At 53.4% G+C, this 21242-nt stretch carries 19 protein-coding genes; 4 read left to right on the top strand and 15 right to left on the bottom strand.

Annotated features, from left to right (window positions below):
- Positions 1-293 precede the first annotated feature (293 nt).
- The 7 genes from BUE18_RS25225 to BUE18_RS25250 all read right to left on the bottom strand — a co-directional run bounded on the left by BUE18_RS25225 (position 294) and on the right by BUE18_RS25250 (position 8235).
- Positions 294-2915 (bottom strand): RHS repeat domain-containing protein, encoded by a 2622-nt coding sequence (locus BUE18_RS25225; protein ID WP_073478916.1) that lies wholly within the window; start codon positions 2913-2915, stop codon positions 294-296.
- A gap of 530 nt (positions 2916-3445) precedes the next feature.
- Complete coding sequence (locus BUE18_RS28145; RefSeq protein ID WP_170868466.1) at positions 3446-3592, bottom strand: hypothetical protein; 147 nt, start codon at positions 3590-3592, stop codon at positions 3446-3448.
- Between the two features lie 136 nt (positions 3593-3728).
- A complete protein-coding gene (locus BUE18_RS25230) occupies positions 3729-4949 on the bottom strand; it encodes a restriction endonuclease subunit S (protein WP_073478917.1) in 1221 nt (406 codons plus the stop codon).
- Between the two features lie 107 nt (positions 4950-5056).
- Positions 5057-6610: a class I SAM-dependent DNA methyltransferase gene (locus tag BUE18_RS25235; protein WP_073478918.1), complete on the bottom strand. Its 1554-nt coding sequence runs from the start codon at positions 6608-6610 to the stop codon at positions 5057-5059.
- A 13-nt stretch (positions 6611-6623) separates the two neighbouring features.
- Positions 6624-6914 (bottom strand): hypothetical protein, encoded by a 291-nt coding sequence (locus BUE18_RS25240; protein ID WP_073478919.1) that lies wholly within the window; start codon positions 6912-6914, stop codon positions 6624-6626.
- Between the two features lie 25 nt (positions 6915-6939).
- Positions 6940-7770 (bottom strand): DUF169 domain-containing protein, encoded by an 831-nt coding sequence (locus tag BUE18_RS25245; protein WP_073478920.1) that lies wholly within the window; start codon positions 7768-7770, stop codon positions 6940-6942.
- A gap of 3 nt (positions 7771-7773) precedes the next feature.
- Positions 7774-8235: a MarR family winged helix-turn-helix transcriptional regulator gene (locus BUE18_RS25250; protein WP_083611287.1), complete on the bottom strand. Its 462-nt coding sequence runs from the start codon at positions 8233-8235 to the stop codon at positions 7774-7776.
- Positions 8236-8346: 111 nt separating this feature from the next.
- On the opposite strand from BUE18_RS25250, the gene BUE18_RS28150 reads away from it, so the two are divergent.
- On the top strand, positions 8347-8751 hold the full coding sequence (locus BUE18_RS28150; RefSeq protein ID WP_073478921.1) for a hypothetical protein: 405 nt from the start codon (positions 8347-8349) through the stop codon (positions 8749-8751).
- A gap of 66 nt (positions 8752-8817) precedes the next feature.
- Here BUE18_RS28150 and BUE18_RS25260 read toward each other — a convergent pair whose 3' ends face one another.
- From BUE18_RS25260 to BUE18_RS25270, 3 genes are all read right to left on the bottom strand, one after another.
- Positions 8818-9414, bottom strand: a complete 597-nt coding sequence (locus BUE18_RS25260) for a hypothetical protein (protein WP_073478922.1) — start codon at positions 9412-9414, stop codon at positions 8818-8820.
- A gap of 71 nt (positions 9415-9485) precedes the next feature.
- On the bottom strand, positions 9486-10478 hold the full coding sequence (locus BUE18_RS25265) for an SDR family oxidoreductase (RefSeq protein WP_073478923.1): 993 nt from the start codon (positions 10476-10478) through the stop codon (positions 9486-9488).
- A gap of 199 nt (positions 10479-10677) precedes the next feature.
- On the bottom strand, positions 10678-11355 hold the full coding sequence (locus tag BUE18_RS25270) for a nitroreductase (protein WP_073478924.1): 678 nt from the start codon (positions 11353-11355) through the stop codon (positions 10678-10680).
- Positions 11356-11662: 307 nt separating this feature from the next.
- Between BUE18_RS25270 and BUE18_RS25275 the strand changes: the two genes are divergently transcribed.
- Complete coding sequence (locus BUE18_RS25275) at positions 11663-11845, top strand: winged helix-turn-helix transcriptional regulator (RefSeq protein ID WP_280173721.1); 183 nt, start codon at positions 11663-11665, stop codon at positions 11843-11845.
- A 116-nt stretch (positions 11846-11961) separates the two neighbouring features.
- On the opposite strand, the gene rpiA is transcribed toward BUE18_RS25275, so the two are convergent.
- Positions 11962-12657, bottom strand: coding sequence for a ribose-5-phosphate isomerase RpiA (rpiA, locus tag BUE18_RS25280; protein ID WP_073478940.1), 696 nt, complete (start codon positions 12655-12657; stop codon positions 11962-11964).
- Positions 12658-12878: 221 nt separating this feature from the next.
- The gene (locus tag BUE18_RS25285; RefSeq protein ID WP_073478925.1) at positions 12879-14660 is read right to left on the bottom strand and encodes a diguanylate cyclase; all 1782 of its coding nucleotides are present in this window, start codon (positions 14658-14660) and stop codon (positions 12879-12881) included.
- A gap of 309 nt (positions 14661-14969) precedes the next feature.
- Between BUE18_RS25285 and BUE18_RS25290 the strand changes: the two genes are divergently transcribed.
- On the top strand, positions 14970-16046 hold the full coding sequence (locus tag BUE18_RS25290) for an AI-2E family transporter (RefSeq protein WP_073478926.1): 1077 nt from the start codon (positions 14970-14972) through the stop codon (positions 16044-16046).
- Between the two features lie 8 nt (positions 16047-16054).
- On the opposite strand, the gene BUE18_RS25295 is transcribed toward BUE18_RS25290, so the two are convergent.
- The 3 genes from BUE18_RS25295 to BUE18_RS25305 form a co-directional block, all read right to left on the bottom strand.
- Positions 16055-17647: a 4Fe-4S binding protein gene (locus BUE18_RS25295; RefSeq protein ID WP_073478927.1), complete on the bottom strand. Its 1593-nt coding sequence runs from the start codon at positions 17645-17647 to the stop codon at positions 16055-16057.
- Positions 17648-17650: 3 nt separating this feature from the next.
- On the bottom strand, positions 17651-18556 hold the full coding sequence (locus BUE18_RS25300; RefSeq protein WP_073478928.1) for a DUF362 domain-containing protein: 906 nt from the start codon (positions 18554-18556) through the stop codon (positions 17651-17653).
- Between the two features lie 255 nt (positions 18557-18811).
- On the bottom strand, positions 18812-19564 hold the full coding sequence (locus tag BUE18_RS25305) for a glycosyltransferase family 2 protein (protein WP_073478929.1): 753 nt from the start codon (positions 19562-19564) through the stop codon (positions 18812-18814).
- Positions 19565-19768: 204 nt separating this feature from the next.
- Between BUE18_RS25305 and BUE18_RS25310 the strand changes: the two genes are divergently transcribed.
- Positions 19769-21142, top strand: coding sequence for an IS4 family transposase (locus tag BUE18_RS25310; RefSeq protein WP_073478930.1), 1374 nt, complete (start codon positions 19769-19771; stop codon positions 21140-21142).
- The last annotated feature ends 100 nt before the right edge of the window (positions 21143-21242 follow it).

Consider the following 21242-nt stretch of genomic DNA (forward strand, 5'->3'; position numbering starts at 1 on the left):
CTTGGCCAGGATGGAGTCCGCCGTGCCCAGGTACTTTTGCCACTTGAGCTTGACCTTGCCGTCCACCCGGTGCGTTTCCCGGAGGTACCAGTAGGTTCTACCTTTAATGATTTTCTTGTATAAATGCGCCATATTGCATTGTGACAAATTAGGTTCTACATGTCAAGGCAAAAAGAAAGTATTCGTTAGAAAAATAACCGGTTGAATCAATGTATTGAAAGATTGGGGATAGGTTCTACAAGGGGGAGGGTTCAACGGATTGATTTTATTAAAAATAGCAGTTCATATTCCATTTAGCTCTGAAAGTCCTGTTTGACTCTTAATTCTCTATCAAAGGATTTATAAGGGCTGCTTTGTATTCCAGGAACGACGCTATCTAATATAAACCATTTATCAGCGGCATCTTCATATTCAAGCCTTGCTTCAGTTATAAACATTTTCTTCTCGCCACCTCCGAATTGATGACTCCTTTGAAAAGGACTACGCTGTTTATCCATTTCATACACCCTCTCAACCCAATGCCTGTTTACTGAAACAGCCTCCGTTTTCCCAAAGCCTGATTCTGGTGAAGAAAGTTCTCCAAATCCTGAGCCAGCCTCTCTATTAAATTCCCACCTAGCAGATATCCCAATCGTTGTATCCCATACCGCGATTTTGTCTGGAAAAGAAATTCTTGAGTCTCCGTATCCCGTATACCAAATGTAAATTCCAACAGCTGTGGCATGCACCGAATGAATTCCCAAACCTTCAAATAATCCAAAATTGAACTTGTTGGCTTTTTGGCTCCATGTTTCTGAACTCGGCTTATATTGCTTTTTATATTCTGCGTTGCTTGTTCGGATTTTAATTTCCCCCGCATCATATCTATTTAACCATTTATAATCAAAAGGTATTGTAATTGACCCTAAATTGGTATCCCGCCATCGATACCAATCGGGTTCATTAGCAGCCCATTTAAGAACATTATCCACATACACCTTAATGCACCTGTCTTTTAAATATCTTCCTGGCTTTATAGTTATCGTAGACTCTCCATCCATATTAGGAAATCCTATATTAGCGGAGAATAAGCCAAAGGCATCGATCAAGTCAGAAGGACGGTTGACTACATATGCGTATAAGTTTGTACCACCAAACTCCCCCAAATGATCACGACTGACCCACCGCCCAAGATCGACATCCAGGTATCTGTAGCCGTAATAATAGAGGCCCGTCTGCTGGTCCATGGGCTTGGTGGAGAAGCGGTAGGGGTTACTATTGGCCTTTGAACCTTGTGCGTTGATGAGGCGTCCAAAGGGGTCATATTCGTAAGCTGCGTTGATGTCGCCTGTGAGAGCATTGACAAGCTGCCCTACATTTCCGTTGGCGTCATAGAGAAAGAAGTCCATCTCGGAGTCATCATCCACCACGGCGATCAGACCGCCCACTCCTCCAGCGCCCTGCAAGCTCTGGCTCAGGTCAAGTCCCCAAATCCAGGATGTCTTTTCTTCAGAATCGTCCGAGGCTAAAACAGTCGTTTCCTGGATGCGATTCCAGCCTTCCCAAATGGATGTGGACGTTGAAACTAAAGACCACTCCCCTGCTGAGTAGACATAGCTCTGCTCCAAGTACCTGCGGCCCATGTAGTCGTAGGCGAAGGCGACCTTTGTATCCCCAATGACGGGAGCCAGAGGCGATACTTCAACCAGCCTGTTTTCGCAGTTGAAGACATACTCCACGCCGTCCTTGTGGATCAGGTTGCCGTCGTCGTCGTAGTCTAAAGAGATGGTGCTGCCGCCAGCCATGACTGATTCATACTGGTTCAGGCTATTGGTCACGTAGGTGGACGTAATGGGCGCACTGCTGCTGATGTCGTAATCCTGCTGAGCATTGATGCGGTTGCCTATGGGGTCATAATCATAGGCTCTGGTCTCATCGTTCACCTGGGATGCAGTGTCAAAAATGCTGTTCCCCAGGTATCGGTTGGAGGCCGTAAGCTCATTCCTTGAGTTATACCCGTAGATATTAAACGCAGGCTCATCAAACGCTGTCCCGCTGTTTGTGACGCTGGTTCTCCTGCCGAGGGCGTCGTAGCCGTAACCGTATTCGGACACGGTCTCCGCCCCGTATTGGTTTGTGACCAGGGTTTTCACGTTCCGGTGGGGCTCGTATCCGTAGGTCGCTGTGACGGCCGTATCCGCTCCGTCCTCAATCATGGTCACGGATTCCAGGAGTCCGGAATTGGCCAAGTATCCGTAGGACGCTGATCCTGCCACGCCATCCACGGCATATTGCACGGTTTCAAACCGTCCGTACTCATCGTACCCGTAGGCGAGGGCGTAGTCCGCGCCCGTGGAGAATCCCGCGTTCCGGCCCATGGCGTCGTAGGCCCGGGTGATGACGGCCTGCACCGTGCCGGTTATGGCTTCGGATTCGGGCTGCAAATAGTCGTTATAGGTGAAGGTGCGTGCGCCCGAGCCGTCCGTGACGCTCATCTGCCTTCCCAAACGATCGTATTCAAAGGCGATGTCCGGGGTGGAATCGGAATAATCGGTGAGGATCATCTCGCCGGTTGCCGGATCGTAGCCATAGGTTGTTGTCAAGGCCTGGCCCTGATCGGTCCTGGCCCAGGTGCGGGTCAGGAGCTTGCCTTCGGCGGAATAGGCGTAGGTTGCGCCCTTGTATTCGGCGTCCAATTTTTGGATGAGCAGGCCCGTGGCTTCGTCAAAGATCCAGGTGGTGGAATCCCCGGCGCCCGCGTCGGACGGCCACGTCTCCCCGTCAAAATCCGCATCGGATCGGAAGACTGAAAAACTGCCTCCGGCGGCAAACTTTTTGCAAAAAGTTTGACCAAAAATCTTTAAATCATGGGAGACGCGGAAGACGGAAACACTTTGGCTGACGGCAAGGGCTGCGGCTGGTCCCCCGGATGGCAAGCCCGCCCTCCGAAAAGATACTCCCAGGCCTGGATAGGGACTCCCGGTAAAACCGATAAGGCAGTGCGCCCCGTTAAGAGGTCTTCCGAGCGCCGGCTTTTTTTGGGCGGCGCTAATTTCGTAGGTTGGGTAGAGCTTGCGAAACCCAACATCAATGCGGCTGGCCGCGCCTACCCAAATAAACGCCGCGAAGCGGCATCCTTATTTTGTAGGGACAGGTCCCTGTGCCTTTCCATTCCTTCCCCACCGGCGGGGGAAGGTCAGGATGGGGGGGGGAATCGTCATTCCCGAGTGTAGTCATCGGGAACCCAGCGTCCTCGCCCCTGGGTGGCAGTGGCAGAGCAGTATCCTGCCAGTGTGCGAAGCATTCTTTGTTCGAGCAGGGTTGATTCCTTAGCCAGGGCTTTCAACAAGCCTTTGCCTTTTGAAAAAAGAGTCCTTACGGACCCCGGCAGCACACTACGCTGCCGCGGCCGCCCAACGAAGAAAGACAATGACACTGGGTCCCCGCGTTCGCGAGGATGACGGACCTAATCGGCCGGAATGCCGCCTTTGGCCTGCCCTTTTTCCTGCCTGTATTGGGCGGTGCTTGCCGCGCCCGCGTAGGGGCGATCCTTGAGATCGCCCATGTCGGTATGATCCTTGTCGCCGTAGGGGCGATCCTTGTGATCGCCCATGGCTGTATTTTGACGATGGTTTGGTGTTTGGCCGGATGCACCAGGGCGAATACAAGATTCGCACCCTACGTAATGCGCCTCTGTAGGGGCGATCCTTGTGATCGCCCTCGTCGCTTCTGGCTTATCCTTCCTCCCATTACACAGCCATCCCTATAACGGCTTCCGCTTCCGGGACTCTGATTTCGCCGGAAATCAACTTAGGTAAAAGGGCGTCGCGCATATTGGCCAGAATCCTGTTTTCCAACATTGTCTGTTTCATATAATTAAAAATCGGGGCTAAAAAGTTACCCAATGCCTGAAAAATACCGGAATCGAATGTTGGAATAGCTATGCAGAACGATTCTAAGGATGTCGCTGGAACTCGTTGTCTACCGCTTGATCCAGTCATTTGTTGAATAGCGAATGATCGAAAATCATCCGATCTTGCCAACAAATAAGCAAATTGAAGCGGTATTGATTCCTTTGGTCTTAATACAATGTACTCTGTGGACCCCCAACCCACTGCCTTGTCGGGAAGAAAATCCACGTATGCTGTTTTACCGTTTTCAAGGCAGGGGGTAATTCGGGCAACCAATGTGTCGCCGTTAACGAACTTCGTGCCGGAGCCCATTTCTCGATCCGCCCATGTTGCAGGATAAGGGCCATTGGTGGGCATATTAGCCATGTCAAGATATGGTGCAAGTGCGCCTTTCTTAAGTATCCTCTTAGGATTTACTTCAATGACTTCTGGAAGAGCATGAACCTTCCAACCTAATGGAATTTTACCAATGGGCGAGTCTACAAAGGAATCAGGAAACAGGGCGGCGGTGTGATCGTCCATGCCATAGGGCTTTTGGCCGTTCATTTTGTCGCGGACCGGGTCAAAGTCCACAAACCAGCTTTTAAATATGGCCCGGGCTATGGCCTCCAACGTTTCGTTCATTTGTTGGTTAAGTTCGATTTTGTCGTCTAATGAGCCCAAGATATGGGCTATGGCGCGTTGTTTGGGGAGAGAGGGTAAAGAAACAGGCAAAGAAGCAAGAGTTCCTTGAGAAAGATTTGTAATTGTTGTACCACTCGCTATTCTTGGAAGTAATTCTCGGTACGTATCTGAACGCAAAAGATAATTGAGAAACAATGGAAGAGCAATATCTTTAGCTTCTGTTCGAAAACGAATAATGAAACCACTAAATATTGTATGCTCGGGGCAGGAAAAGACCATTGCTGCTTGGCCTGCCCCTGAGCCCTTTACTGAAGATCGTGCAAAAAGAATATCGCCGTTCTTTAGGAAAAGACTTTCAGGATTTGAGATAGCTTTTGCTGACACCTCTAATAAGTTATTTGTTTCGACATATCGATAAGCTGTAGTAGCTAGCATACAACTGTTTTACGTTAACAATCGGGAAACCAGATCCATAGTCATTTTTTGAAAAATTGGCGCCGTTTCGGAATGACCCGAGTTCTCCAAGTTTATAATGTTTCCATTCACTCGCCATGACCCAAAGCCTCCAAATTCATTTTAATTGCGGCTTCGAGCCGGGCCGATTCTTCAAACTGTTCCATGAGCTTCTGGGTTAGCCGCTCCATTTTTTCTTCAAAGGGCTCGTCGTCATCTTCCTGTTCTTCGGCCCCCACGTATCGGCCCGGCGTGAGAATATGCCCATGGCTGCGGATTTCGTCCAGGGAGGCGCTTTTGCAAAAGCCCGGAACGTCTTCATATTCTCCGGCGTCCGGGTCTCCCCGCCATGCGTGATAGGCTCCGGCTATCTTTTCAATGTCTTCGTCGGTTAACTCCCGATGCACCCGGTCAATGAGGGTTCCCATTTTGCGGGCGTCGATAAAGAGGGTGCTGCCTCTCCGGTCCCGAAACCGGTTGTTTTGCTTATCCCGGGAGACAAACCACAGGCACACGGGAATCTGGGTGGAATAGAAAAGCTGGCCGGGCATGGCGATCATGCAATCCACCAAATCGGCTTCAATGATATTCTTGCGGATTTCCCCTTCGCCCGACTGGTTGGAACTCATGGAGCCGTTGGCCAGCACAAAGCCCGCCATGCCTGTTGGGCACAGGTGATGGATAAAATGCTGCACCCAGGCAAAGTTGGCGTTGCTGACAGGTGGGACTCCGAACTTCCAGCGTTTGTCCTTGCGTAACTGGTCGCCCTGCCAGTCGCTGTCGTTAAAGGGCGGGTTGGCCATGACGTAATCGGCCTTTAAATCCGGGTGCATGTCCCTATGGAAGCTGTTGGCGTGCTCTCCGCCCAGGTTGGCTTCAATGCCCCGGATAGCCAGGTTCATTTTCGCTAAGCGCCATGTGGTGTGGTTGGATTCCTGGCCGAAAATGGAGATGTCGCGGGTGTTTCCCCCATGGGCCGCCACGAATTTTTCCGACTGCACAAACATGCCGCCCGATCCGCAACAAGGGTCGAACACCCGGCCTTTATACGGGGCCAGCACGGAAACCAGGGTTTGGACCACGCACCGGGGCGTATAGAATTGCCCGCCTTTTTTACCTTCGGCGCTGGCGAACTGGGAGAGAAAATATTCGTACACCCGGCCCAGGATGTCCTTGGACCGGTTTTCCTTGTCTCCCAGGCCGATAGTGCTTACAAGGTCAATAATTTCCCCAAGGCTTGATTTGTCCAGACCGGGCCGGGCGAAGTCCTTGGGTAACACATTTTTTAGGGACTCATTTTCCTTTTCAATGGCGGCCATGGCGTCGTCAATCAGCTTGCCGATTTCCGGTTGTTTGGCCTTGGCTTTGAGCATGGTCCAACGGGCTTCCTTGGGCACCCAAAAGACGCCTTCGCCCAGGTATTCGTCCTTGTCCTCGGGATCGGCGCCCTGATCCATTTCCGACGTGAGGCTGGCGTGCATTTCCTCAAAGGCGTCCGATATGTATTTCAGGAAAATCAGCCCAAGCACTACGTGCTTGTATTCGGCCGCGTCCATATTGTTTCTGAGCTTGTCCGCCGCCTGCCAAAGGGTGGCTTCAAAGCCGAGGTTGGCTCCGTTGTTATTCTTCCTGGCCTTGGCCATGGTTCCTCCGTACTTATCTGATACAATTATGATGTCGGAAATTTAAGAGAGTGAAAGCATAAATCAAAAAATGACAAAAATCCAGGCAAAGAGACGGAAAGGGAAAAGTTATCAATTGAGGCTGACGCTGGATTCCCGCCCAACTGCATACGGGAATGACGGACAGGGCGCTGCTTTGCGCAAGTCGCCATTTTAGGATTTTTGCAGGGCTTTTTGCAAAAAGCGACCCGCCGGAGGCGTAGTTAATCTTTTGTTTTTTTGTATTCTCACCGCCGGAGGCGCGGTTGATTTTTTTTCCGTTCATGCGTCTCCGGCGGTTTTGGTTTGGTTTATTCTCCCCAGGCGTTTTTGCTGCGGGCGATTTTTTTCTGGACGGTGGACCAGGTTTTGGTGGTCAGGAAGGATTCCTGGTATTGCTCGATCATTTGGACATACATGGAATAGGGGACCGTAAAGGACAGTTCGTCTGTTTTGAAGAACTTACGGGCTGACGGATCCCATCCTCCCACCACGGCCTTGGCTTCGCCCCGGGCCTTATATTTCATGGGCCAGGTTGCGATGCTTCCGCAGGCCGCGGACCAGGGGGAGGCTACAACCTCGGGATCGTTGGTCACGAAAAAGGCCATTTGGTGGAGGCCCGCCAGGGATTCGGGCCGGGTGAAGAACAGGACGAATTCCGGCTCTTCGCCTTCCTTGAAAAGGGAGAGCGGCTTGACCACGCAATAGGGCTTGGGGGCCGGGACCGGGTCGATTTCCGTGAACACCCGTCTTAAGTCGTCATGGGTTTTGCAATAGTGCTCCCCTTCCGTAAAGTTTGGAATGCCTTCGGACACGTAGCCGATGATGGTTTCGGTCTGGGGCTTGTTAAATCCCACCCAAAACGAGGCGCCGGGGCATCCGAACTCCTGGGCGGAGAAGCAGGCCGGAACCTTTTTTTTGCGGGCCCGCCAGATGTGGCCGATCACGCAGGAAAACTTGCCGAACACGCCCGGCCAGTCGATTTCGTTTTTTTCCTCCTTGGCCTTGGTGGGCAGGTCGTTAGGCTTGGGGGACAGGCAGCCTTCGGGCTTTTCGTCCGTGAAAAACAGGCCCATGGGTTCTTCGTCCAGGCCTAATACGTTCAGAAAGCCGGGCGTTTTCTCCAATATTATGTTTTCCATGTTTTACTCTCCTTGGATGAGCGTTTCCAGGTGCTCGCTAAAGCGTTTTAAAACGTGAATTGCATCTTTCAGTTCATGAATTTTGAAGTGCTTTTCCGTCTCGTTGGACATGAGGGTCTCCACTTCTTCGACCTTTTTTAAAATCTCCCTGCCTTTCGGCGTCAGGGACGCCAGGTTAGCCCGTTTATGATCCGGGTTGTCTATAAACTCAATGAATCCCTTTTTTTCCAGAATTTTGGCGTTCCGCCTGACGCTCTGGCGGGTAAGGCCCCGGTTCCGGGCGATCTGGGACATGTGCAGGGGGGCCTCCCGCACCGCGGCCAGTACGTGCCACAGGGCGCTGGTCAGGCCAAGGGGGTGGACCATTCTGTCTCCGTTGGCCTGTATCAGCGTGTTTAAACGAAAGACCTCATTAACCAGTTCGACCAGGGTTTCCGCTTTTTGGGTTCGTTTGTTTTCTATCACAAAGGCTGTCTCCTTGTTTTCAGGCTCCAGGCCTGTTTGTAAGCAAGATAACAACTTGACAGTATGTTGTCAAATTATTTCAGGAAAAAGAAAGGCGGAGAAGGCGGGCTGATGGTGAAAGTGATTTTGATTCCATTGCAGTATGTTGGTGGAGTTTTGAGACGATGTGGCTTGCCGGGGCGTGGTATGCAGGCGTTTGCCTTTGTGGGTGGTTTGGAGGATGGGGAGGAGGGGGCCGGGGTATCATGCAGCCATATGGCGAGGAGACCTCGCAACCACCTTGGCGCGGGGACCGCGCGACTACATTATCCGCCGGTTTCAATTTCCCCTCTTCGCCCGCCGGCCATGTATTATTTTAAGTTCGAATCAGGCCGCACCTTTTGGCGCCGCGCAACCCAGGCGGCAAACTGCGCTGCCTGGGCCGCTCCAAAAAAGCAGGGCAAGCCCTGCGGCTACAAATGCGAGGGGACCTCGCAACTACATTCTCCAAATTTCCTGCGCGAAGCGCCATTTTAAAGTTTTGATCAAACTTTTTTAAAAGTTTGCCGCCGGAGGCGGTTTGAGCAGTTGTTTTTTGCTCGCTTACTCGTCCGGGCCTTTCCAGGGGGACGGCTTGCCGTGGAGGATGAACGGGGCCGGGGTGAGCGGTCCGGTTGCTTCCCCTAAATATCCCATGCCGATGAAGAGATCCGGGTTGATCTGCCGGATTTCATCCCGCATGGTTTTGACGAATCCCGTGTTGTGCACGCTGTAATCCAGGTGAAAGGAGTCCCGGTCGTCAATGCGGGACATCCCCAGGCGTGTGTTCATCTTGCGCACCCTGGCCGGGCTGGAGCCGTTTTTGCCGCTGAAGATGTTGTAGCCCCATCCGCGCGTTTGCTTGAGGGGTTTGAATCCTTTTCCGTCCCAATGTCCCGGGCCGAAAAGGTTGTGGGAGATGAACGAGGCCAGAAAGGCCAGCGCGCCCACGTCCAGGACTTCGGCGTTGTATTCCCCGTTGAGGGCGTCCATTTTCGGAGTGATGGCGGCGTGGAAAAGCTGCATGACTTCTTTCCAGCCAAGGTTTCGTACATGATCGGCCGTTGCGCTGTTGGGGTCGACGCCCAGGACGTCGCCCATGGAACAGCCGTTCCACCCTTTGAATCCCATGAGGACCCGTTCCAAAATTGCTTTGTTCATGATTGCAAGACCTTTTCTGCTTTGATGCTTTTTCCGGCAAATCCGCGGGATGATTCCCGGCGGACAAATAATTAAACGCCCCTCTCCCGGAACCATTGGATCGAGTCGCGAATGGATTCCGAAATGGGACGGCATTCCAGGCCCAGTTCGTCCCGGGCCTTGGATACGTCATAATACAAATACCTGGAGGCCATCTCAGCGTCCGAAGGCGTCATCAACGGCTGGGTGTGGGAAAAATGGTCGGCCCACGTCTTGAACAGGTAGGAAGCCGCCTTTAAGGCGGATATGGGGATTTTGGGCAGCAGAACGGCGGGCATGCCGGCGGCGTCCCGCACCAGGCGGATGAAGTCGGCCATGGAGATGTTTTTATTCCCCAGGATGTACTTTTGGCCTGTCTTGCCTTTTTGCGCGGCCAGCACATGGCCCTTGGCCACGTCCCGGACGTCCACGATGTTGATGCCGCCGTCAAACCGAAACCGCACCTTGCCTTGCAAAACCCCCTTGATCATTTCGCCCGTGGGCGTGGGCGCTATGTCGCCGGGGCCGAAGGGAAAGGCCGGGTTGACCACCACCAGGTCCAGGCCGCTTTGGGCGAAACCCAGGGCTTCCTGCTGGGAAAGATATTTGGTCAGCACGTAGTGGGCGTTGATGGCGTATTGGTCAAAGGGCGTGTCCTCGTCGGCCAGTCCCCCGCCCTGGCTGGTTCCCAACGCCGCGATGGAACTGGTGTAAACCACCCGCTTGACGCTTTTGGACTTCATGGCCGCCCACAAAACGTTGCGGGAGCCCTGGAGGTTGACCTCGTAGATTTTGCTCCAATCCAGCATCCAGGTGGAGTAAATGGCCGCCAGATGAAACACCGCATCCACGCCCCGCATGGCCCTGGCCACGTCCTTGGGGTTTAAAATGTCCCCCTCCGTGCGTCCGATTTTCAGGCCTTCCAGGTTGTCCGTGGGCTCCCCGGGCAGGATCATGGCCCGCACCTTCACTCCCTGGGATAGCAACTCTTTCACCACGCTGGATCCAATGAACCCCGCCGCGCCCGTAACCAAAGCTCTTTCCATGACGCCCCCTCCTTGTCGTCTCGTTATTTTTGAACGTTTGGACAACAAATATCGAAATTAGGCGAAAAAATAAAGGGGAAATTGGAACGGGCAAAACAAAAGGGCTGCTTGCCGAATCGGCGAACAGCCCCTGTTTCCTAGTATGCTTTGTATCAGAGAAAAGGAGGAAATTGCAGTTCAGGAGCGGATAATGCTTCGATCACATCCCGCACCAGGTGATGACGTTGTCGATGGGTTCGCGTTGGCTTTCCACCTTGTTGGCCGGAAAATCCCAGTCCGGATAGCCGATGGCGATAGCGGCGATCAAACGTTTGGAGTCGGGAATGCCCGCGTGCTTTTTCACCACGTCCGCGTAGGTCACGCCCTGGTTTTCAATGCAGGTGTACAGGCCCTTGTCCGCGGCGGCCAGGCAGATGTTCTGCATGACGGCGCCCACGTCCAGGAAGGTTTGCTGCAGAGGCAGGGACATTTCCGCAGCGATGATGATCGCCGCGGGCGCCTCGAAGTACCGGAATCCCCGCTCCATCCACGCGGCGCGTTTGACCTTGTCCTCCCGGGGAATGTCCATCAATTCGAACAAGGCCTTGCCGATTTCTATCTGCCTCTCGCGATAGATGCTGCCCTTGGGCCGCTCCACCAGGATGTAGTGCATTTCCTCCGGAGGCAGTTCAAAATTCCTGACCTTTTCCACGTTGGCCTCGCGGATTTTGTCCAGCACCTCGCCTCCCAGCACGAAGAACTCCCAGGGTTGGGTGTTTTCCGCCGAAGGCGCCCAGGCCGCCAGTTCCAGGATGGACCGCAAAACCTCTTTGGAAACAGGCTGGGACGTGAATTTTCTAATGCTTTTCCGTTTTCTGATGGCCTCTTTTACATCCATGGGGTCTCCTTCATTTTTTTTGGGGTGAATCGGCAATCGTTGAATTCTTCCATGCGTTCAATAGTATTCACGATGATATCCCTTGTAAAGTAGGCTCCTTTTTGTAATATAGGCGCCAATGAGTTACCTTAATTGATTTTATTGGAGATTTTTATGGAAAAAATATGTTCGGATAATAGCTGCCCGGTTTATGACACTCTCCGCATGATCGGAAACAAATGGGTTTTATTGATTCTGGCCCAACTTATGGGAGGGACCAAGCGATTCGGAGAGTTGAAAAAAAGCCATTCCGGAGATCAGCCCCAAAATGCTGACCCAGCAATTGCGGAAACTGGAGCAGGAAGGCCTGGTGGAACGGACGGTTTATGCGGAAGTTCCGCCCAAGGTGGAATACGCCCTGACCGCCAAGGGCCTGGCTCTGGAGCCGGTGTTCGAGCAGATCATCATTTGGGGGCGTAGGCACGGAGGCAGGCCGGGCGAGGAGAGCTGATCCGGCGGAAAGCATGTCTTTTGCCGTATTTTGGCAATAAAAAATCGTCCCTGCGCCGGCAGGGACGATCGTTAAAAAAAATTGCCGCATAAGAAGAATTTTATCCAGGACGGTTTTTATCCCGCCGCCTTCATTTCCCGGATGCCGTCTGCTCCCGCCACGATGACCAAAGCGGTGGTTCCCAGGAACAAGCCGTGCTCCACCACGCCGGCCCGCTGGGAAAGGGCCGCGCCGATTTTCACCGCGTCGTCCATGGGGCCGAAGTCAGCGTCCAGAATGCGGTTATGGTTGTCGGTCTTGAAGGCTTTGCCCAGTTGATTTTGCCGGACCGTCACCTTGGCGCCCAGGGATTCCAGATAGCGGGTTTCGGCGGCCGTGGCAAAGGGAACCACTTCCACGGGCAGGGCGAAGATCGTGCCCAGCTTGTCGGATATTTTGCTTTCATCCACGATGATGATGTTCTTTTTCGTGGCCTGGGCCACGACTTTTTCCCGCAGCAATGCGCCGCCGCCGCCCTTGATCAAATTCAGGTCCGGGTCCACCTCATCCGCGCCGTCAATGGTTACGTCAATGACCGCCTGCTCTTCAAACCCCACCAGGGGGATGCCCAAAGACCGGGCGACTTCCTCCGTGGGGGTGGAGCTGGGAATGCCCACGATATCCTTCAGCTTGCCTTCCTTCATGAGGCGGGCGATGGCGTGGATGGCGAAGGTGGCGGTGCTGCCCGAACCCAGTCCCACAACCATTCCGGATTCCAGGTATTCCACGGCTTTTTCTGCAGCTTGCTTTTTAAGAGCGTCCTGCGTGGTCATTGATAAGGCTCCTTTGTTGAGGTTTTTCCCCTGTTCTTTCGGGAGGTTATTTGCGCCGCCCCGATGGATTGTGAAAATAAGAAAACAACGGGCCTTATTTTCCGCTGCGGGAAACAGCCCATAGGAAGGCATATTGGAAAAATCATGCGGATTTGGCAAGAAAAAAATCGCCCTGGAAAACTGATGAGAGGCGGAAGGCGGGCGCAAAAAGCAGGATAGTTTTACACGGCCTCCACCCGGTTGCGGCCCCGCTCCTTGGCCCTGTATAAAGCGTGGTCTGCAGCGTCGATCAACTCGCCGGCTTCCATGATTTGCTCGCCCGGCATGTTGGCGATGCCGATGCTGATGGTGATCTTCAACTGCTTCCCCTTGGCGTCCATGACATGCTCCTGCACGGACTCCCGAAACCTCTCGCAGGCCCGCTTGGCGTGCTCCAGGTCCGTGTCAGGCAGAATCACTGCGAACTCCTCGCCGCCGTACCGGAAAATCATGTCGTGGCTGCGGAAACCCTGCTTAAGCAGGGCGCCCGTCTCGGCGAGCACCTTGTCTCCGGTAAGATGGCCGTAGGTGTCGTTGACCTTTTTAAAATGATCCAGGTCCATCATGCATAAAGTAAGGGGAGAACCGTTGTTCCGGGCTTTTTGAACCTCTATGTCGACCACCTCGTTAAAATAACGGCGATTGGAAAGCCCGGTCAGTTCGTCCGTGATGGACATATCCACAATTTTTTCCTGAGCCAGCCGGGTTTCCTTGCGAAGCCTGGCTTTTTCCAGAGCCGTGGCGATGGTGCGGGAAAGCGTGGCTGCGTCAGCCCGGCTTTTGCTGATATAATCGAAGGCGCCCGCCTGAATCATCTGGGCCGCCACCATTTCATCGCCCTGGCCGGAAATGACCACCACCGGCGCATCTTCTCCGGCTTTCTCCATCTCCGCCAGAAAATCAAGGCCCGTGCCGTCGTTCAGGTAAAAATCCAGCAGCACCAGGTCGGGATCCTGGGCTTGTAAAATTTCCATGCCGTCCCCTACCCCGTACGCTCTGAGAATCTTCAACCGGGGGTTGCTGCTCAGGGATTGGGTGATGGAGTTATAATCCGTGTCCCTGTCCTCCACGTACAAAACCTTGGTTTCCTGATCCAGGTTGATGATGGCGATATTTCCGGCGTAGGCCTTGGTTTCGTCCCGCCGGATGGTTTGAATCATCTCTACGATTTCAGCCACGCGTTCGCCCGCTTCTTCAATTTGGGACAGGATTTTGTCCTGTTTTTCAGGAGCGTGGGAGAACATGCGCAGGAGTTCGATGTTGCCTAAAAGCGCCGTCAGAGGCTGCCGCAATTCATGGGCCGTGGCCCCCGCCATTTGCAGGAGCACCTTGAGCCTTTCCTCTTCTATAACCGATTTTTGCTGCTCCAGAATTTTTTGGTTGGACTTTTTTAAAATCCGGTTCATGTGCTCCAAGGTAAGGCGCTGACGATGGAGCTCCAAAAAAGTGCGAACCTTTCCTTTAAGGATGTAGGGATCCAGAGGCTTGAACAAATAGTCCACGGCGCCGGTTTCGTAGCCGCGGAACACGTGTTTTTGCTCTTTGCTGATGGCGGTGACGAAAATGATGGGGATATGCCTGGTGTCCTTGTTGCTTTGAATCAGCTCGGCGGTCTCGAACCCGTCCATTCCCGGCATTTGAACGTCCAGCAAAATTAGGGCGAATTCCCTTTCAAGGATAAGGCTTAGAGCTTCGTTGCCCGAGGAGGCCTTGACGATTTCCACGTCAGGCGCTTCCAATAATTTTTCAAGAGCCAGCAGGTTTTCCGGCTTGTCGTCCACTAATAAAACGCCGGCCTTAAGTTCCTGGGGAGGGTCGGTTTCCGGCTCCAGAACAGAACAGACGTCGGTCAGTTCTTGAAGTTTAAGCGTCAAGGGCGTGGTCAAAACTTTGCCGCCTCCCACTTCCAGGTTTTTGGAAGCGGAACCGCCGACCATCCCTCCGTTTTCTTTAGTAAGCCCCATGAGAAAGCTCCGGCAGGGACCTTCCCTGCATGCAAATAATAAATGAGAACCCTTATTGCGCCTGATTCCCTTGCTTTGGATCGAGGCAGCCTCAAAAAGAGGTTCCATGGAACATAAAACAAACAAAAGGCGTAAGGGCTATTTAAGGATCTTTTTACAAAACATAAGTCGTAAATGAATTTAAGCAAGAACCGTGCCGAGGTTTAGGGCAACTCTGTGTTGACTTTTAGCGCCGACAAAGGCACACTCCCTAAACAGTTTTTCATCAGGCTTGTTGGCCTTGACGCCGCTTTTGGGGAGGAATAAAATATGTCCCGTTCAGGTAACCTGTCCGAATATGGGGGAGGCTTCCTCCTCTTCTGCCTGCTTTGCGCCCTGGCGTTCGCCTACATGGTCATGAAGCCCTTTCTGACCATTTTTCTGGTCTCCATGGTTCTGGCCATTATCGCCCATCCCCTGCATTCCTGGAGTCTGAGAAAAACCAAAAACCGCCAAAGCCTGGCCGCCGGGCTGACTGTGATCATGGTTCTGCTGCTTATCGTGCTTCCGGCCTTCATACTGATACTCATGCTGGCCAACGAGTCGGCTTCCGTAGTGGTCTGGATCAACAAAGGCCTGGAATCGGGGTTGTTCACCGACCAAACCGTGGATAAAATTACGGCCCTTCAAAAAGAATACCTGCCGGACGTCAAGATCGATCCCATTGAAATAGGCAAGTCCTTGTCCGGCGCTGCAGCGTGGCTTAGCAAAAAAATCATTTCGTACAGCGCCACTGCAGTGGGCGCGATGGGCTCCACCTTGTGGAAGTTCGTCCTCATGTTGTTCGCTTTGTTTTACTTTCTACGCGACGGCGCCCAAGCCCTGCGCTGGGCCATGCACCTGAGCCCTTTAAAGCAAAGCCTGGAGGACGAAATCATAGACTGCTTCAAGGAAGTCAGCCGGTCGGCTTTTTACGGGACCTTTTTGACGGCCGTAGCTCAGGGCGTTTTGGGCGGCATAGGCTTGTTTTTCGCCGGGCTTCCCCCCCTGACCTGGGGCGTATTCATGGCGTTTTTCAGCATGGTGCCTGTGATCGGGACCGCCTTGGTCTGGGTTCCTGCAACCATTTTGCTTTACGCCACGGGCAAGATTGGCTCCGCCATCTTTTTGGCGATCTGGTGCATGGTTGTGGTGGGCGCCAGCGATAATGTGCTCAGGCCTTTGCTCATGCGGGGTAAAAACGAACTGCATCCCTTGCTGATTTTCTTTTCCCTGCTGGGCGGCCTTTCCGCCTTTGGTTTGTTGGGAGTGCTTTTAGGCCCCCTGGCCATTGTGCTGCTGATCGCTCTGTTAAAGGCCTATGAAGAGGCGGCGGCGCCTATCCTGGACGATCTGGACGAGGCATAGAGGCCGGCTTAAAACGGAAAATCCTCGCCCACCAGATTTTGGACGCTTTCGCCCTTTTTCGGCGGCAGGGCCTGGCCGTGAATCAGGCTGGCCTTGACGTATATGGCCTTATACGGTTTGGCCGGGCACGCAAACTCGCAGGCGCCGCATCCCACGCAGACGTCCTCATCCACCTTGGGCAAGCCGGGGCCGCCCTGTTCGCGCACGATCTTCACCGCGCCTGTCGGGCAGTGCTCGGCGCAAGCCACGCATTCCGTGCCTTTGGTCGCCACCACGCAATTTTGCTTGATGAACTGCGCCCGCCCCAACTGAACGCGTTTTTTATCCTCCAATCCCTTCGCCAGGATCGCCCCGGAAGGGCACACCATGGTGCAGGCGTTGCAATTGTAATTGCAGAATCCTTTTTCATAGGACAGGGCAGGGGCCAGCAGCCCTTTTCCCTGATGTGCAACCACCTCGGGCCGGATGACGTGGGACGGGCAGGCGGCGACGCATAGGTGGCAGCCTGTGCAAGCCGAGGTGAAATGATCCCGGCCCATCCCCCCCGGGGGAACCAGGGACGCCGTCCGTTCGATTGGCAGCGGCGGCCCCAAGGGCTCATTGGAAGACGCGGCCAGGCTTTCCTCTATTATCGCTCCCGGGTATCCATGGCCGGTTTCAGCCGCGGACCTGGACGGCAACCCCGTCAACAAAAAGGCGCCTATTAACAGCAGGCTGCGCCTGGCCGGATCCGTTTCAACTTTCCTGATTGCAGAGGGATTGGCGAATTCCACTGCGTCCACGGGGCAAAGGCTCAGGCAATCCAGGCACATGACGCACCGGCTGGCATCCACTGTTTTATTCTCCACATCCATGCACGAGGCTTTGCATCTTTTTGAGCAGGCCCCGCATTGGATGCATTTTTCCTCGTCCATGGATATCTTGAAAACGGAAAACCGGGACGCCAGCCCTAAAAAAGCGCCCACCGGGCATAAGGTGTTGCAGTACAGCCTGCCTCGCGCCGCCGCCATCCAAACGACCAGGGCCAGCCATGCCATGATGGCTCCCAGCACGGGCAGGGGCGGCAGGCTAAAGGGATAGGGGACGACTCCATAATACCCGGCCAGTTCTGCAGCCTGGGCGATAAGATTGTTCAGGCCGATCGCCAAGGGGCGAACCAGGGCCTGGGCGGAGCGGGCGAAGATGCTGTAGGGGTCCAGGATGTTGATGAGGTGCATGCTTCCAAAAAGAAGAGAAACGGCGATTCCCGCCAGGATGAAATATCTTAAAATGCCCGGCTTGGCGTATTTGAATTTAAGATTGGAGATTCGCCTGCGGATTGCAATGACCCAATCCATAAAGGCCCCCAGCGGGCACAGAAAGGAGCAATAGATCCGGCCGAAAAGGAGCGTCAAGGCCAGGACCAGTATAAATCCGGCGGCCAGGAGCCCAAAGGCGGTCAGGGCGCGCACAAGGGAAGGCAGGAATTGAAGCCACGTGACAATGCGCACAACTCCGGGCGCCAAAAAGCTCCACAGGTCGGCCATAGCCAGAATGATCAGCAGGCTGACGACCGTGGACGCAAGAATGCGAAGGCCTATGAATAGCCTGGAAGGCGTCATAAATTAAATCCGAATCCGCTCAATAGCCAGCTTGCTCAAGTCCATGGCGCCCACGCCTTTTTCGTTGGCGATGCGGATATAAGGAACCTTGGCGGGATCGATGCCGAACAGCTTGGCCGATGCAGCATCCGCTGCAACCGGATCCGGGGAAATAATCTGAGCTTTTCGCAATGCCGTATCATTTTCCGAAACGCCCCTGGGGCCGTTTTTCATGAGCATCCGGTAGGCGTCAACCACCGTAAGGTCCGGCTTGCGCACTGTAGAGAAATCCGCAATGCACTGGTGCAGGCCGTTTCTGTGCCAGTCGCCCCGATCCCAGACAATGCCCATGTTGTTTTTCATGCCGATAGTCAGGCCGGCCCCGCCATGGTGCTTCAATACCGGGACGTTGATGAACACATCGGCTTCCAGAACCAGTTCGTGCACCCGGGCCTTTTTAAGGTCCTTGCCTCCGGGAACCGTCACCTCGGCGTAATGCCTGCCCACATTACCCGGCGCCATGATTCCGCCTGCATCCTTCACCGCAGCCTCAATGCCGCTGGATTCATAAGTTCTTTTCCACTGGTCGCAGGTGTGGTCGAACACAACCACTTCTTTGGCCCCGGCGTCCAGGCAATGCTTGATGATCCGGGAAACCAGCTCCGGATGCGTGTTGGCCGCCCGCTCCACGGGCGTATCCCAGCCGATGTTAGGCTTGACCACCACCTTCTGATTGGGCTTGACGAATTTTTTCATGCCGCCGAAAGCCTGGATGGCCTTGTCAAACATGATCCCCGGCTCTCCGCCCTGGACAGCCGCCAGATCCGGCCCGCTTTGGGCCAAAGCCCTGGAAATGGGAAGGCCGTTCAATGCGGCGGCCGCACCGGCCGTCATGACCGCGGCGCCTTTGATAAAAACTCTTCGTTTCATGATCTCCCGCCTTATTAATTGATTATTGAGGCTGCCGGGCGCCGTCCCCCCTTTAAAGTGGGCGGCTACCCGGCCTCATCCTTGAATCAGGCTGGAAAGGCCTTATCAAGGCCTGAAAAAGGATATCTTCTGTAGTATATAACAGCTCCTTACTTTATGTACAGTTAAGAACCATTATCATTAAGTTAAGAGTTGTGGATACATTTGCAAGGAGCATTTTCAGCGCACGGATATATGGGATAACCAGCCTGAATACTAATCGGAGGAGGGGAAGAGCGGCGAGGCCAGCAAGTCCATCTTGGCGAGGCGGAACCGCAGCCCGGTATGCAGGCAGCCGAACCCGTATATCACGCTGCGCACGAAATTGATGGAAGACGCCCCGGGGGAATATTGGGTGGGACAGCTCACCTCGGCGATTTGCTCGCCCATCCATAAAATCTGGGCCAACATTTGGTTGTCAAAAACAAAGTCGTCTGAATTTTGCTCCAGAGGAAGGCGTTCTAAAAGCTCCCGGGAAAAAGCCCTGTAGCCCGTGTGGAACTCGGACAGTTTGGAGCCAAGGAGCAGATTGCCCGCCAGGGTGAGAAAACGGTTGGAAGCGTACCGCCATACGGGCATGCCTCCCTTGACGGCGTATCCGCCCAAAATGCGGGAGCCTAGTACGCAGGGGTACAGCCCGTTTCCTATGAGAGAAGCCATGGCCGGGATGAGCTTGGGCGTGTATTGATAGTCCGGGTGCACCATGATGATGATGTCGCCCCCGGCTTCCATGGCCAGGCGATAGCATGTTTTTTGGTTGGCGCCGTAGCCTTTGTTTTTTTCGTGGACGTGAACAAGGGTATTGGGCAGGTCCCGGGCGATGCGGACGGTTTCGTCCCGGCTGGCGTCATCCACGACCACCACCAGGTCCACCACGTCCTGTTCCATTATGGATTCATAGGTCTTGACCAGGGTCTGGGCGGCATTGTATGCGGGCATGACCGCCACCACCTTTTTGTTCTTGTACATGGCTCCTCATTATTTGAAATTCAAAGAGGCTCCACTATATAGCCTGTCATATTGTTTAACTCAACTTTCGGGAATAGTAATTACAACTCGAGTTATTAATATAAAATTTTGAAATAACTGAAAAATATATTGAAAAGCCCAATCTTTTGATATAAGGTGGATTTTACCAGAATTCACAATGATATCAAACAGAAAGGGCTTTAAGTGGACCATAGCAGAAACAATCTTTTGACACAAGGAAACATTCATATTGAGGGTGCGTCGGATGATTTTTTTCGGGTTTTCGGGATCAGAACTTTGCTGCATCAATGCGGGATGCGCAAGCATCATGGATACAGTTCAGGAATGATTCTGAGCGTCGTGTTCAACCTGGCGTTTTTGGGCGTAAATTTTTTCCGGGGAGTGGTTGTCAATGACCATGCGCCCATTGGAAAGGATGCCGCCTATGATTTCCTCAAAGGAGTTTCTTCCAACTGGAGGCGTTTCCTGCTGTTGACGGCAGTCAAGATCCACACCCTGTTTAAAAGCCTGAGCGACGAAGACCGGGAAATCGTGTTGATCATTGATGACAGCACCTATGACCGGTCCAGGTCTAAGAAGGTTGAGTTATTGAGCAGGGTTTTCGACCACAGCACTGGGCGTTATCTGAAAGGGTTCAGAATGTTGACCCTGTGCTGCTCAGACGGCGTGAGTTGCCTGCCGCTGGATTTTGGGCTGTTGGCGTCCGCCGATGCGGAAAAGCGCCTTTGCGAGGGCGTCAAATCCATGGACAAACGCTGTTGCGCCTATCAGAGACGAAAAGAGGCGGTCCAAAAGGCGACGGACAATACCCTGGCCATGGTGAAAAGGGCTCTGAATGCAGGCGTCAAGGCCCGGTATGTGCTTATGGACAGTTGGTTCACCATGCCCGCCATGGTCAGCGCCCTCAAAAAACACTTGGATGTGATCGGCATGGTCAGGAAAACGCCCAATGTCAAATATGGATTTGAAGGAGAAAGCCTGTGCCTCAAGGACATCTACAAAAAGCTGAAAAAACGTCCGGGAAGGGCGAAGATCCTGGCCAGCGTCCAGGCGACCCTGAAAGACGGGCTGGATGTAAAGCTGGTTTTCGTTCGGGACCGGCGTAAAAAGGATTGGCTGGCGTTATTGTCCACGGACCTGGAACTGGAAGACGAAGAAGTTGTCCGTATTTACGGAAAGCGCTGGGATATCGAGGTGTTCTTTAAAATGGCCAAGCAGCATCTCCGCCTTGCCAAAGAAATCCAGATCCGGGATTATGACGGGCTGATAGCCCATACGTCCATCGTTTTCCTGCGCTACATGTTTGTGGCGTACCGATGCCGCATGGAAACGGACCAACGTACATTCGGGGATTTGTTTTATGCCTGCTGTCAGGAAATGGCGGACATCAACTTTGTGGAAGCCCTGGCCAGAATACTGGCCCTGACGGTGGATCATGCGGCTAAATTCGGAACTATAGGAACTGCGACCGCTGCAACATTATCGGATAACGTGATCAGGACTGCTTTGAAATATGTGGGCATTGCTCCCTGCCAGCTATCAACTAGTGAATCCTGATCCCGAAAGTTGAGGTTTAACAAATCGGACGAGGGTATACAAGGATTTCTCAGCGCAGCACAGGCTGGCTGTCATGATGCAGAGAGGCGGGGCTTTAAGG

This window comes from Desulfatibacillum alkenivorans DSM 16219 (assembly GCF_900142135.1).
Taxonomy (GTDB): Bacteria; Desulfobacterota; Desulfobacteria; order Desulfobacterales; family Desulfatibacillaceae; genus Desulfatibacillum; species Desulfatibacillum alkenivorans.